The sequence below is a fragment of the Vibrio sp. Isolate32 genome, from assembly GCF_022397955.1.
Taxonomy (GTDB): Bacteria; Pseudomonadota; Gammaproteobacteria; order Enterobacterales; family Vibrionaceae; genus Vibrio.
This window is the reverse complement of sequence record NZ_JAKEUQ010000004.1, coordinates 28,590-43,117: the sequence shown is the minus strand read 5'-3', so window position 1 is coordinate 43,117 and position 14,528 is coordinate 28,590. Positions and strand designations below refer to the sequence as shown.

At 45.0% G+C, this 14,528-nt stretch carries 10 protein-coding genes; 6 read left to right on the top strand and 4 right to left on the bottom strand.

What is annotated here, in order from left to right; all coding sequences use genetic code 11:
* Nucleotides 1-31: 31 nt before the first annotated feature.
* Nucleotides 32-934 carry a DMT family transporter gene (locus L1D11_RS04475; RefSeq protein ID WP_239834248.1) on the bottom strand — a complete coding sequence of 301 codons (903 nt, stop codon included), beginning with the start codon at nt 932-934 and terminating at the stop codon, nt 32-34.
* A gap of 251 nt (nt 935-1,185) precedes the next feature.
* Between L1D11_RS04475 and L1D11_RS04470 the strand changes: the two genes are divergently transcribed.
* From L1D11_RS04470 to L1D11_RS04445, 6 genes are all read left to right on the top strand, one after another.
* Nucleotides 1,186-1,581 (top strand): DUF3302 domain-containing protein, encoded by a 396-nt coding sequence (locus L1D11_RS04470; RefSeq protein ID WP_239833059.1) that lies wholly within the window; start codon nt 1,186-1,188, stop codon nt 1,579-1,581.
* Nucleotides 1,581-2,711: an HlyD family secretion protein gene (locus L1D11_RS04465; RefSeq protein ID WP_239833060.1), complete on the top strand. Its 1,131-nt coding sequence runs from the start codon at nt 1,581-1,583 to the stop codon at nt 2,709-2,711. Before L1D11_RS04470 ends, L1D11_RS04465 begins: the two co-directional genes overlap by 1 nt.
* Before the next feature lie 302 nt (nt 2,712-3,013).
* Nucleotides 3,014-3,562: an ECF-type riboflavin transporter substrate-binding protein gene (locus L1D11_RS04460; RefSeq protein ID WP_239833061.1), complete on the top strand. Its 549-nt coding sequence runs from the start codon at nt 3,014-3,016 to the stop codon at nt 3,560-3,562.
* 6 nt (nt 3,563-3,568) lie between these two features.
* Complete coding sequence (locus L1D11_RS04455; protein ID WP_239833062.1) at nt 3,569-5,263, top strand: ABC transporter ATP-binding protein; 1,695 nt, start codon at nt 3,569-3,571, stop codon at nt 5,261-5,263.
* Nucleotides 5,260-6,099 (top strand): energy-coupling factor transporter transmembrane component T, encoded by an 840-nt coding sequence (locus L1D11_RS04450; RefSeq protein WP_239833063.1) that lies wholly within the window; start codon nt 5,260-5,262, stop codon nt 6,097-6,099. Before L1D11_RS04455 ends, L1D11_RS04450 begins: the two co-directional genes overlap by 4 nt.
* A 198-nt stretch (nt 6,100-6,297) precedes the next feature.
* Nucleotides 6,298-6,768: a TetR/AcrR family transcriptional regulator gene (locus L1D11_RS04445; protein ID WP_239833064.1), complete on the top strand. Its 471-nt coding sequence runs from the start codon at nt 6,298-6,300 to the stop codon at nt 6,766-6,768.
* 81 nt (nt 6,769-6,849) lie between these two features.
* Here L1D11_RS04445 and glgB read toward each other — a convergent pair whose 3' ends face one another.
* The 3 genes from glgB to L1D11_RS04430 form a co-directional block, all read right to left on the bottom strand.
* Nucleotides 6,850-9,033, bottom strand: a complete 2,184-nt coding sequence (gene glgB / locus L1D11_RS04440; RefSeq protein WP_239833065.1) for a 1,4-alpha-glucan branching protein GlgB — start codon at nt 9,031-9,033, stop codon at nt 6,850-6,852.
* A 176-nt stretch (nt 9,034-9,209) separates the two neighbouring features.
* Nucleotides 9,210-11,390 (bottom strand): 4-alpha-glucanotransferase, encoded by a 2,181-nt coding sequence (gene malQ, locus L1D11_RS04435; RefSeq protein ID WP_239833066.1) that lies wholly within the window; start codon nt 11,388-11,390, stop codon nt 9,210-9,212.
* Nucleotides 11,391-11,564: 174 nt separating this feature from the next.
* Nucleotides 11,565-14,018 (bottom strand): glycogen/starch/alpha-glucan phosphorylase, encoded by a 2,454-nt coding sequence (locus tag L1D11_RS04430; protein WP_239833067.1) that lies wholly within the window; start codon nt 14,016-14,018, stop codon nt 11,565-11,567.
* Nucleotides 14,019-14,528 lie beyond the last annotated feature (510 nt).

Below are 14,528 nucleotides of genomic sequence, written 5' to 3'. Positions count from 1 at the left end.
GAACAAAACGACTGATACTGACAAAATTGAACTATTGATAGAAGAAAAGAGAGATCCCTGCTAAAGCGACAAGTGTTCCAATCACACTTTGCTTAGATACCTTCTCCCCTTTAATAGCATAAATAACCAAAATAAAGACCGGGCTGGTCGCTATCAACGTTTGTGCAATCGCAGGGTTAGCATTTTTCAGTGCCACTTGTTGAAGCCATAGAGCGAGAAACGTCCCGACAAAGATTGCCCCTAATAACCACAGTTTATTGAGCTTGGTCATTTTCCATAAATCTCTTTTTATCGATGAATACGGCTTCTTTTCAACGAAAGGGATAATCAGCATTACGGCAAACACACCGACCGTCAGACGAATCAAAGCACCTAACAATGGTGGGATATCACCCGCCACTAACACGTAATGAGAAATAACCACACCAGATGCCTGACAGACACTCGCCACAAGCCCATAACCAATGCCACCCCACTGCGCTTTGTCATTCGATTCACCACTCGCCGATTTTGATGACTGGAAGATAACGAAGGTCACCGCTAGTGTTGTAATCACGACACCGAACCAACCTTGCACTGTCAATACAGCGCCAAGGAACATTAATGCCAGCACACCAGAAAGAGGCGGAGCTAAAGACTCCAGTAACAACGTCTTATTGGCACCGATTCTTTTCAAAGCCGCAAAATAGGCGCTATCTCCAATTGCAATGCCAATCACACCTGAAATTGCCAATATCAAAAAATGGTTGGAACTCAGTTCAAACTCCGGCATCGGGATAAGAGGCATGACGAGCAACATCATCCCAGACGCCACTATTCCCTTAACAATGTTCAATTGCATCGCAGAGAATCGATGTCCAAATTGCCCATAGATCCATGTCGCACACGCCCACACAAGCGCAGCGCCAATGGCCGCCAATTCACCTATATACATCCGTAGTTATCCCTTATGGTTATGCCTGTCATTTAGAGTCTTAACTGTCATCATTTCAGCTGAAGTATCAAAACAGAAAGCCGAAATAGCCTCTTCAAACGCGATGAGATTTCATAAGACTCATCAATGCTTTTATTCGCATTAGAAGCGACAACACATTATTTTCAACTCAGTAAATCATTTTTATAACAATTACTTGGATGATAGCGTAGTATATTTATAACTAATATCTAACATTACAAGGATCTGTTATGTTTTTAGACTACTTTGCACTCGGTCTACTGATTTTCGTAGCATTAGTCATCTTTTACGGCATCATCGTTATTCACGATATTCCCTATGAAATTGCGAAAGAACGTAACCACCCTCATCAGGATGCTATTCACGTGTCAGGCTGGGTGAGCCTATTCACCTTACACACTATTTGGCCCTTCCTTTGGATCTGGGCAACTTTGTGGCGTAAAGATCGTGGTTGGGGCTTCGCAAAATTAGAAGAAGAGCAACACGATATTCATCATCGCGTCGATATTATCATCGATCAAATGAGTACCCTTCAGGAAGAAATCGCGCAGCTCAAACAAGCGGGCACTGAACAAAGCAGCCCAAAGAAAGGTACAAAAAACGTTCAAAATCAGGAGGTTAAGTAATGGATTTACTGCTGATAATGACCTATGCGGCACTATGTATCACCATCTTCAAAGTATTTAATATCCCGCTAAATAAATGGACAGTACCTACTGCCGTTCTTGGTGGTGTCATCATCATAGGCACTTTAATCCTGCTGATGAACTACAACCACCCTTTCACTCAAATTGGCAATCAAGTTTACTCAACAACACCAATCGTTTCAGGCGTTCGAGGTAAAGTTATCGAGGTTCCAGTAGAGGCAAACAAACCTCTTAAGCAAGGAGATATTCTTTTCAAAATCGACCCTATTCCATTCGAAGCTGAAGTGGCAAGATTAGAAGCCAAAGTAAAAGAAGCGAGTCAAGGTGCTCTTGGGATGGAGTCACAAGTATCCGAAGCAGAAGCAGAAAAAATCAAAGCTATCGCAGAAAGAGATAAAGCACAGCGTGAGTTCTCTCGTTACAAGCGTGGCTATGACAGCGGAGCCTTTACTGAGCAACAATTAGATACTCGCAGACAAGCTTATAAGGCATCGGAAGCGGCAGTAAAAGTTGCAGATTCAAATCTACAACAAGCAAAAATCGCCTTAGAGTCTGAAATTGGAGGCGAGAACACCGCAGTTTTAAGCTTATTAGCTGAATTACGCAAAGCTCAGTTTGATTTAGAGCAAACAGTGGTTCGCGCTCCCACAGACGGATACGTTACTCAACTCGCACTGCGCCCTGGCGTTATGGCAGTACCACTACCTTTAGCTCCAGTCATGACTTTTGTTCACACAGAGGAACAATTCTATACCGCAGCGTTCAGACAGAACTCCTTACAACGCCTACAACCTGGTTACGAAGCTGAGTTTCTATTTAGAGCATTACCAGGAAAGGTGTTTAAAGGGCGCATCGAGGAAGTGATCCCAGCCATTGGTGAAAGCCAATTCCAAGCTCGAGGCACACTTCTAGGTACTGACGCACTGCGTACCAGCGGCCGTGTATTTGTTAAACTGACCATCACTGATGATCTGTCTGAGTACCATTTGCCTATGGGTACTGCCGTTGAAGTGGCCGTATATTCTGACAGCTTCACTCACGTATCTATTATGCGCAAAGTGCTTATTCGCATGAAGAGTTGGCAAAACTATCTATACCTAGACCATTAAATCGCCCTCAGTATACGACGCCTCCGCTTAACACATTGTTAAGACGAATGAAAAAACCAGACCCGTTCTGGTTTTTTTGTTGCTTGATTAACCGTAAAATTGCGCTTTTTACGCGATACTTATGTGTTCAGATGGAATTTTAGACATCTAGACACTTACCTTCCCTTATGGAAGGGTTCTACTGTATAATACGCGCCTCATTTTTTATATTTGCCCAAAAAACGCTCCCATTGAGACGCATGTTAATAATGGTGAATATTCGTTCTTTATTTTGCGTTATCTTTCAGTATTCGAGGTTATCTATGAACTTTTCAGCTAAAACAGTGGTTGTTATCGCCATTGGCGCGGCACTATACGGCATTGGTGGTTTACCTATGTTTGGTGTCCCAGTGTTTGCGAACACGACATTGAAACCAGCAATGGCAGTTCTAGCACTTTTTTCTGTTTTGTTCGGCCCTGTTGTTGGCTTCTTAGTTGGCTTTATCGGTCACTGGGTAACGGATTTGTTTGCAGGTTGGGGCGTATGGTTAACTTGGGTATTGGGCTCAGGTATTGTGGGTATGATCATCGGTTTGTTCCCGATGTTAACCAAAAACCGCCTTCAGCAAGGTGAGTTACCTATGAAAGACTTCGCGCTGTTTGTGGTACTTGCCCTTGCCGGTAATGTGGTCGGTTACGGCTGCTCTGCGTTCCTAGACACCATCCTATACGCAGAACCGTTTACTAAAGTCTTCACACAACTGTCTATCATCGCAGCGGGTAACACTGTTCTGATCGCTGTTGTAGGCTTCCTGATCCTCAAATCAGTCGCTAAGCGTAACAAACAAAGCCGCAACCTAACTGAGGCATAAGCGCTAATGACTATAGCATTTTCGAACTTCTCTTTTAGATATGAGTCGCTGGATAAACCGACGCTAAAAAATATCAATCTAAGGATAGAGAAAGGAGAGAAAATCGTCATTATTGGACCAAGTGGTAGTGGTAAATCTACCCTAGGTCAGTGCCTCAATGGTCTAATACCTCATGCAATCAAAGGTGAGGTAACGGGCTATTTAGAGATCAACGGCAAGAATATCTCTGAGTTTTCAATACACGACTATACCGAGCAAGTAGGCACAATATTGCAAGATACTGACAGCCAATTTGTCGGTTTGAGTATTGGCGAAGACATCGCATTCGCGCTGGAAAATCAGTTAGTGTCGAATATTGATATGTACCCTCTGGTTAAGTCGACAGCAAAAATGGTCGACTTAGCAGATATGCTTGATCGCTCGCCACATGATCTATCCGGCGGCCAGAAACAACGCGTGTCATTAGCGGGCATCTTAGTTGATGACGTTGACATCCTGTTGTTTGATGAACCTTTGGCTAGCCTTGACCCGAAGACGGGTAAAGCGACGATCGAAATCATCGACCAGCTTCATAAAGAAACCAACAAGACTATTGTGATCATCGAGCATCGTCTTGAGGATGTTCTACACCGTGATATCGACCGAGTGATCTTGATGGAGCGCGGTGAAATTGTTGCGGACATGACACCCGATGAAATCTTGGCTTCTGAACTACTTGAAACACACGGTATTCGTGAACCTCTTTACTTATCAGCGCTTAAGGCGGCGAAAGCCCCACTAACCAGTGAAGATAAGCTTTCAAACCTCAAAGCTCTAGACTACAAAAGGTTCCGCCCTGCCGTTCAAGCTTGGTTTGCTGAGCGCCCAGCCCCGGTAGCAGAGAAGCAGTACCCACCTTTACTTGAAGTTCATGGTCTAACTTATTCTTATGACGGCGAGAGAAACGCACTTGAAGATGTGAGCTTCCAGATTGGCAAAGGTGAGTTTGTTTCGATTCTGGGCAAAAACGGTTCGGGTAAATCTACCATCACCAAACTCATCATGGGAGTGATCGATGCCGATTCTGGCTCATCATATCTAAATGGTGAAGACTTATCTGAGCTTTCTATCTTCGAAAGAAGCCAGAAAGTCGGCGTAGTGATGCAGAACCCAAACCACATGATTTCACATCATATGATTTTTGACGAGATTGCTTTTGGCCTTCGTAACCGCAACATTGCGGAAGATCTTATCAAAGAAAAAGTAGAGAACGTTCTTGATCTATGTGGGCTGAGCAAGTTCCATCACTGGCCTATCGAAGCACTAAGCTACGGCCAGAAAAAACGTGTAACGATTGCTTCTATCTTAGTGCTGGAGCCCGAGCTTCTTATCTTGGATGAACCGACTGCAGGTCAAGACTACCGTAACTACACATCTATGCTGGCATTCATCCAAAAGCTTAACCGTGATCTAGGTATTACCGTTGTGATCATCTCACACGACATGCACCTCGTTCTAGAGTACACCACACGTTCTATCGTAATCGCAGACAGCAAGTTGATTGCCAATACCGCGATGACGGAAGTATTTAGTCAACCATCGCTTCTAGAGCGTGCAAATCTCTGTACCACCAGTATTTATGAACTCGCGACCATGATGAAAATCGACGACACTAATGCATTTATGCAGTACTTCATCGACTACGAGAGAAGCGCTCAATGAACGCATCAAAAGTAAAATTCGGCATCAATTACATTGATACTAAATCACCGCTGCATGCTCTCAATGGCATCACGAAGTTTGCACTCTTCTTAGCTTGGGTAACAGTCGTATTAACGACTTTCGACCTTAGGTTGATCACGTTACTTATCCTAACGGGGCTATACCTGCTCAAGCTCACCAATGTACCTGTGCACGTGTATAAGCCTTTGCTATTAGGTACGGCGAGTGTATTAAGCCTAAATGCTGTGTTCATGTATCTACTTGCTCCACAGCAAGGAACAGAACTCATCGGCAGCGAAACTTTATTGCTAACATTGCCGGAAAATTACTCATTAAGCCAAGAGACTCTGTTTTACTTAATTACTGTCACTCTCAAGTACATGAGCATGTTTCCGATAGCGTTAATCTTTGTATTCACAACGCATCCGACTGAGTTTGCAGCGAGCCTCAACCGTATCGGCGTTCCGTACAAGATCGCCTACGCGGTAAGCTTAACGCTGCGTTACTTGCCTGAAGTAAAAAAAGACTTCATCAATATCATGTACGCTCAGCAAGCTCGTGGAGTAGAACTATCGAAGAAAGCGCCGCTTATCACACGTATTAAAAATATTGCTAAAGTGTTAGGCCCACTAATTTTCACAAGCCTGGATAGAGCAGATGAAATATCCAATGCCATGGCGTTACGTGGCTTTGGCCGACACAAATCACGCACTTGGTACAGCTACGCACCATTAAAACGTCTCGACTTTATTTGGCTATTTATCATTGTTTTAATTGTGATATTGGCAATCTTAAAACGCATTCTTGAACCAGCTTTGTTTTGGTATCCATTTTAAGCAAAGAGTTAAAATGATACATCGCCCTGTGGGCAGTGTGTCATTTTACACGCTCATTCCTGACTAAAACTTAACCAAAAAAACACAACCATCGCGTTTTGGCGATGTTTTAACCGCTTCCTTGCTTATTTCGTTTGTATATAATTTGGAAGCTCATAACACAAACTTACAGTATGTTGCACTTAATAGGAATTTGTAATGGCGCGAATTACCCAAGTACAGAAACTAGAAAACCAAAAGCACTACGATGAGATCGTACTAAGCCTTTTTTTAGCTGAAGGACATGAAGCATTAACTTATGCAAGGATTGCTCAGGAAATTGGCATTAGTTTAACGACGCTTCAGGGTTACTACCCATCGACTCGTGCTATCCGCTCCGTCTTACACCAACACATGCTGTCGATTGTTATAGAGAGTCTAGACTTCTCCTCTGAGGAAGCCTTTGTTCAATCATGGCAAAACGCTTTAGATAATGAACAATTCCGATACGTGATAAAGTTGATGTTCTTTCACGCGTCTCAGGTTAAAAGCCCTGAAGCGTTCAATATCAGTTCAGATGGTGTATTCCGAGATAAAATGTTTGAGAGCTTTGGAACTGACTCAATTAGGATTATTGAAACCGTGGTAGGACGCTCCATGCTTTATCTTACGAACTTCAAGCAGCACTAAACGAGATGCTCTGAAATAGAAAAAGGGAACCATAAGGTTCCCTTTTTTGTACTATCTACGCTCGCATTGTGTCGGATTACATTACGGGTTCAGCTTGTAAAAAATAGTCGACAATGGCGGTAGACGCAGCTCAATCGAGGTATCCAGCCCCTCACTCTGAACCGTTTCGATTTCGACAACCTCTTTCAGTTCATAACCACTGCCGTTGTATTTGGCATCATCAGTATTGAGTAATAGGCCGTACTTACCTTGTGAAGGAACACCTAAACGGAAATTATCATGCGGTACTGGCGTAAAGTTCGATACCACCAGCACGCGTTCACCTGACTCACTGATACGCTCATGAGCCAAGATGCTCGCCTCTGCAGAATCTTGAAGACGCCATTCAAAGCCTCGTGGGTCGAAGTCCAAATCATGCATCGCAGCTTCATTGAGGTAAAGATGATTGAGATCTTTCGTTAGCTTTTGAACACCTTGGTGACGTTCGTAGTCTAATAAGAACCACTGCAGTTGGTCATCATGGTTCCACTCTGCTGTCTGACCAAACTCGGCCCCCATGAAGTTAAGCTTCTTACCCGGTTGGGCGTACATGTAACCCATGTATGCGCGTAGGTTAGCCGTTTGCTGCCACTCATCACCCGGCATCTTGTTATGGATAGAACCTTTACCATAAACCACCTCATCGTGAGACAGAGACAATACGTAGTTCTCACTGTGTGCGTAAACCAGCGGGAAAGTAATCGTATCGTGGTGATACTTACGGTTGATTGGATCTTCTTGGATGTAAGACAAGCTATCGTGCATCCAACCCATGTTCCACTTAAAGCCAAAGCCTAAGCCGCCCATAAACGTGGGGGCAGAAACACCTGGGAAAGCCGTCGATTCTTCGGCAATCGTCATCGCATTCGGGAAGTGTTTGTACACTTCTTCGTTCATCCACTTAAGGGTTGCAATGGCATCATAGTTTTCGTTGCCGCCGTCTGAGTTCGGAATCCATTGATCATGGCTGCGTGAGTAATCGAGGTAAAGCATCGAAGCGACTGCATCAACACGAATGCCATCAATGTGGAATTGCTCGAACCAGTACAATGCGTTAGAAACTAAGAAGCGACGCACATGCTCTTTACCTAAATCGTAAATGTAAGAGTTCCAATCTTGGTGCCAACCACGACGTGGATCTGGATCATGGAACAATGGCGTACCATCGAAGTTTGCTAGGCCGTGATCATCACTTGGGAAGTGAGCAGGAACCCAATCCAGAACAACACCAAGACCCGATTGGTGACATTGATCGACGAAGTATTTGAAATCATCTGGAGAACCGAAACGGCTAGTCGGTGCAAATAGACCTACTGGCTGATAGCCCCAAGAACCGTAGAATGGGTGCTCTGAAACTGGCATTAGCTCAACGTGTGTGTAGCCAAGATCTGTTAGGTATGGGATCAGCTCTGCCGCAAGCTCGCGATAATTTAAGAATTCACCTTCAGCTCTACGCTTCCAAGAACCCGCGTGCAGTTCATAGAACGAGAGCGCTTCTCTACGCTTTTGCGTTACAGGGCGATTCTGCCATTGAGTATCTTGCCACTGGTAACGAGCGTGATCGTAAGTCACAGATGAGAACGAAGGGTATTGCTCAGAGTAGAAACCCCATGGGTCAGCTTTGTGTGGTAAGCCTTCGCCATTTGGTCCTTTTAATTCAAACTTGTATTGAGCACCTTCTTCCAGTTCAGGAATAAATAGGCCCCACATGCCGTAATCTAGGCGTTGCATTGGGTGGCGACGACCATCCCAAGCGTTGAAGTTACCCACCAAACTTGCCGCGGTTGCATGCGGTGCGTACACCAAGAAACGCGTACCTGAAATTGTCTGACCATCACGCTCTAGCGTGATAAACTGAGCCCCCATGTGATGGTACATATCCTTAGGTGTGTGAAGATCTTCGTAGCTCGCGTACAGATCGTGATACTGGTACGGATCATCGATGATCTGTTCTACGCCAGCCCAATCAATCGCAAGCTTATAGTGAGTGAAACGTAAGTCTCTCTCTTGCTTAAGAATGAAACCACTTTCACCCTCTCGCGCTAACTCAATACGAGGTTCCTTTCCAACTATCAACTCGACTTTATCTGCCCCAGGAATCCACACACGTAATGCGCCTTGCTCAGAAGGCAAGTATGGCCCTAAAAACGCAAATGGATCTGTGAAACAAGCCTGTGATAGTTGGGTATATATTTGTTTTTGCTTTGAAATCGAACTTAGTTCCAAAACGTTTCTCCCTAACCAAACATCCAAAAAAACATAATACAAAAATGCCCGCTATTAGTGCGGGCAATATAACGACGGTTTATTCTACCAGATGAGCATTCATTATTGAGTGACCGAGGTTGTAGTTTCGTACGGCGTAAGCAAAAAACCACCTAATTTCAAGTCACTCAACGTCATTACTTACCTGCTTTTTCTCGAACGTCAGTTAGCTTAGAAGCGATACGATTAACCCCTTCATGAGCAAAGATTTCGTCCAAGTTCATTGATAGTTTACGACGCCAGTTAGGGTACTCATCGACCGTGCCAGGAATGTTTACCGGCTTATCCATCTCTAACCAATCTTCCAGCTGAACACTCAGTAGTGTTGAACCACCAGCAGCTAGGTGCAGTTGAAGAGCTTCAGCAAGGTAAGAATCCATCGGCACTTGGCTCGCATCGCGACCAACACCTTCAGGTAGGAAACCATGCCATGCCACTGAGTCTAAGATACCTTGTTTGCACTCAAGACGGTCATCGAACAGAGTTTCTAGCTGTTCTGCGTCTGGGTATAAACCAATCTCTTGACCCATCTTCAAGTCATCACAGTGCCAGAAGCCACGCAATGTTGGCATATCGTGCGTACACAGTGCCGCCATTGATTGTGATGCATAGTGTTTCGGTGAGATGAAACCACCGTCTTCTTCTGATGTTTCAAAGAAGAACACCTTGTAAGAGTGCACGCCAGCATCTGCTAGGATGTCTACGATCTCATCAGGCACCGTACCTAAATCTTCACCGATAACGCTACATTGGTAACGGTGAGATTCGAGCGCTAGAATCGACAGCAAATCTTGCACTGGGTAGTAGATGTAAGCGCCTTTCGTTGCATCTTCACCTTTTGGAATCCACCACAGGCGAAGCAGTCCCAATACGTGGTCAATACGCAACGCACCACAGTGCTTCATATTTGCACGAAGTAGCTTGATGTAAGCATCGTACCCCGTCGCTTGAAGAACTTCTGGGTTTAGCGGTGGAAGACCCCAGTTTTGACCCAATGGACCAAGAATATCCGGTGGAGCACCGATGCTTGCATCCATCACAAGATTACCTTCATCAGCCCAAGTTTCACTGCCTGAATCCGCAACGCCTACCGCTAGATCTCGGTACAGGCCAACCGCCATGCCTTTTTCTTCTGCCAATGACTGAGCATCGTTGATTTGGCAATCAGCTAGCCATTGTAGGTACATGTAAAGAAGTACTTTATCTAGGTTGTCTTTGATGTACTTTTGAGTCGCTGGGCTGTCGAATGTACGGTATTTCTCCGGGAATACGGGCCATCCCCACATACCAGAATCTTCAGCATGCAATTCACCATGCAGAGCATCAAATGCCGCTTGGTGCATCAGGCCATCACCGCCCTCTTCAACAAACGCTAAGAATGCTTGTGCGCGATCGCTGTTTTTGTCTAGATGACGAGTTTTGAATTCTGTAAATAGCAGAGGCAAGATGCTCATCTTCAGCTCAGACACTTCAGTGTAGTTCACCCAGTGTGCATCACGCACTTTCTGAAGGCGCTGTTGGAACTCTGCGCAGCCTACCGTTTGTTGCGCTTCAGCGCTTAGTGCAAATTCAGGAACTGAGCTCACATCAATGTATAGAATGTTCAACCAACGACGTGAAGACGGGCTGTATGGGCTCGCACCTTCTGGGTTCGCTGGGAATAGAGAGTGAATTGGGTTAAGACCAACGAAGTCACCGCCGCGAGACGCGATATCAGCAACCAACTGCTTCAGGTCACCGAAATCACCAATACCCCAGTTATGCTGAGTTCTTAGCGTGTAAAGCTGAACACTTGGTCCCCAAAGCTTTTTGCCTTCTTCGATTGACGACTGCTTAAAGCACGCTTTAGGCGTAATGATTAGCGTCATTTCATAAGGCTTTTTGCGGCGCTTTCGGCTCACAATTAACTTGTGGTAACCCCATGCCAGATCATTTGGCAATGCAAACACTAAAGGGCCACCCTCGGCACGATCATCACGAACCACTTGAGATTGAAGATAGCCTTCAAGTACCTCTCCTTGCTCGGTCTCTAAACGCCAGCTGAACTCACTCTCACGAGCGCTCACACCTAGATTCAGCGCCACTTCTACTGGCTCACCATCACGCAAGACAAGAACTGGGTCTAGTACATCTTTTTTGTGCTTTCTTTCTGCTGACTTAAGCAGTGCATCATCGCTGCTTGTATCGTAGCCCAATGAAGCCAGTAGAGATGTAATTGTCTCGTCTGATACTTGTGCTTCATCGCCCCACGCACTAACGTAACTGTCGGCAATGTTTGCCATTTCTGCGACTTGTTTTAATACGGTCTGTTCTTTCATCGCTCTCTCCGAAAACATTCTAACGCTTTCAATTTTGTAGGGTTGTTATTTAATCTGTTACTAATCAATTAGCTTGTGACAATCAGTTTGTGAGCATTGCTATCGGTAAAACCATCTGTTTGCTCACAAGCTAATTGAGCCAAGGCAGAGGCTGCCTTGGCTACGTTGAAACTATTAACGGTTAACCGCTTCAAGTTTCCAAATGTTGTTCACGTAATCGCGGATAGAGCGATCCGATGTGAACTTACCAACGAGTGCTGTGTTAAGAATTGCTTTCTTAGCCCAACCTGCTTGGTCTTTGTATTGCGTGCCCATGTCTTCGTGCGCTTTCACGTAAGAGGCGAAGTCAGCAAGACATAGGTAAGGGTCACCACCGTCTAGCAGGCTATCAAACGTTGCACGTAGAAGACCTGGTTGACCTGGAGTGAACTCATCGCCAGTCAGTAGGTCTAGAGATGCTTTCAGTAGTGGGTCTGCATTGTAGTAGTCGTATGGGTTGTAGCCCTGAGCTTTCAGTGCTTGTACGCCATCAACGTCTAGACCGAAGATGTAGATGTTCTCATCACCCACTTCTTCACGAATCTCGACGTTCGCGCCATCCATCGTACCGATAGTTAGCGCGCCGTTTAGAGCCATCTTCATGTTGCCCGTACCTGATGCTTCTTTACCAGCAAGTGAGATTTGCTGAGAAACATCTGCTGCTGGGATGATGATTTCAGCCATGCTTACACGGTAGTCAGGGATGAATACCACTTTAAGCTTATTGCCGATGCGAGGATCGTTGTTGATCTTCTCTGCAATCTTGTTAACTGCGAAGATGATTTCTTTCGCTAGGTGGTAACCCGGTGCTGCTTTCGCTGCGAAGAAACATACGCGAGGCTCACACTCGAAACCAGGTTCGTTAAGAATACGGTGGTACAGAGATAGAATGTGTAGCAAATCTAGGTGCTGACGCTTGTATTCGTGAAGACGCTTGATTTGAACATCAAAGATAGCGTTAGTATCTAGCTCGATACCCATGTTCTCTTGAACCCAATCAGCGAGGCGCTGTTTGTTTTCTTTCTTAACAGCCATGAACTCTTTTTGGAATTTCGCGTCTGTTGCAAACTTAGCGATGCCTTCTAGCTGCTCAAGTTTTGCAGGCCACTCAGTACCGATCTTGCCAGTAATTAGCGCAGATAGACCTGGGTTACAGAACTTCAACCAACGACGTGGCGTGATGCCGTTCGTTACGTTAGTCAGTTTACCTGGGAAGATTTCGTTGAACTCAGGGAACAAGTCTTTCTTAACCAGTTGAGAGTGAAGCGCAGCTACACCGTTTACTTTGTAAGAACCGATCACACATAGGTTTGCCATGCGAACCATACGGTGGAAACCTTCTTGGATGATAGAAAGCTTCGCTTGCTTCTCACCATCACCAGGCCACATCTTGCGAACTTCTTGTAGGAAGCGGTGGTTGATTTCAAAAATAATTTCCATGTGACGTGGAAGAAGACGATTGATCAAAGATTCAGACCAAGTCTCTAGCGCTTCTGGAAGTAGTGTGTGGTTCGTGTAAGCGAACGTGTGAGCACTGATTTCCCATGCTTGATCCCAAGATAGACCTTTCTCGTCAATCAGGATACGCATTAGCTCAGGAATCGCGATCGTTGGGTGTGTATCGTTCAGCTGAATCGTTTCTTGCTTAGGCAGATCTTCTAGAGAGAAACCTGCGACTTCGTGGCGACGTAGAATATCGCGAACCGACGCTGCTGAGTGGAAGTACTGCTGCATTAGACGCAGAGTCTTACCTTTCTCGTGGTTGTCGTTCGGGTAAAGAACTTTAGTGATGTTACCTGCATCGATTAGCGAGTGTTGCGCTTCGAAGTAATCACCGTTGTTAAAGCTTGCTAGTGAGAATGGTGCGATTGCCTGGCATTCCCAAAGACGCAGCGGGTAAACCGTGTTTGATTCGTAACCTACGATAGGTAGATCCCAAGGCATTGCTTTTACTTCCATACCTGGAACCCAAGTACGAACTTCTTTACCGTCGATGAATTCAACGTCTACATGACCGTAAAAACCAATGTGTTGTGCTAGTTCTGGACGAGCTACTTCCCATGGGTAACCTTCAACACCACGCCATGCGTCAGGTGCTTCTTGTTGGCGACCGTCTTGGAAAGACTGTTTGAATAGACCGTACTCGTAGTGAAGACCGTAGCCTACTGTTGGGTATTCTTGAGCGGCACAAGAATCCATGAAACAAGCAGCTAGACGACCAAGACCACCATTACCTAGTGATGGGTCACGTTCTTCTTCTAGAAGGTCAGTTAGGTTTTGACCTAGCTCTTCCATTGCATGAGTGATCTGTTCATACAGACCCATGCTGATCAGGTTGTTACCAGTTAGACGGCCAATCAAAAACTCAAGTGATAGGTAGTTAACGCTCTTCGCGTTCTTAATTTTTTCATCATTTTCAGTTTCTAGCAGATCAAAAGTCGTTAGCTCTGCAAGAGCACGACCCATTGCTAGATACCATGAACGGCTGTCTGCTGTTTCAACGGTTGTTGCGTAGGTTGCAGATAAATGTTTCTTAACACTCTCTTGGAATGACACTTTATCGAAAGTTTTTTGCTGAGTTGGTTTCATTTCAGAAATCTCGCTTTTAATAGTTCTAATTCATCTGTGACATATCGTGCATGGTCACCATAAACTAAACATCCTCCCGCTAACGCAACTGACTAGGAGTAGATGGGAGGGCGTAGGGGGCGTACCGACATAGGGTTAGTGATCTGACTCTCATGTTCTGACTTCGAACAAAAACTTGGAGTGACTAAGATCACAAGCTCCCGTTCGATAACTTAACTTCAATTGATGTGACTTTTATTTAACCAGATTAAAGTCATTGTCAAATCTGATATTCAGATCACAAAAATAATTCCCGGCTCTCATCTTTTGCATAGATTACCGTGTAGGGATGAACAAAGTCACATTCACAAACCAACCCACAACGTGAGCAAAGTCTCAAATAAAGGGCGTAGACACCCAAAAACATGCAGGAGCGCAAGGTTTCTGAGGAGGATCATGGTCGGTGCCGTTTTGCTTCACGTAACATAGGCACAGACTTAAGTAATTAGGCAGATGTGATTGGGCTTACTC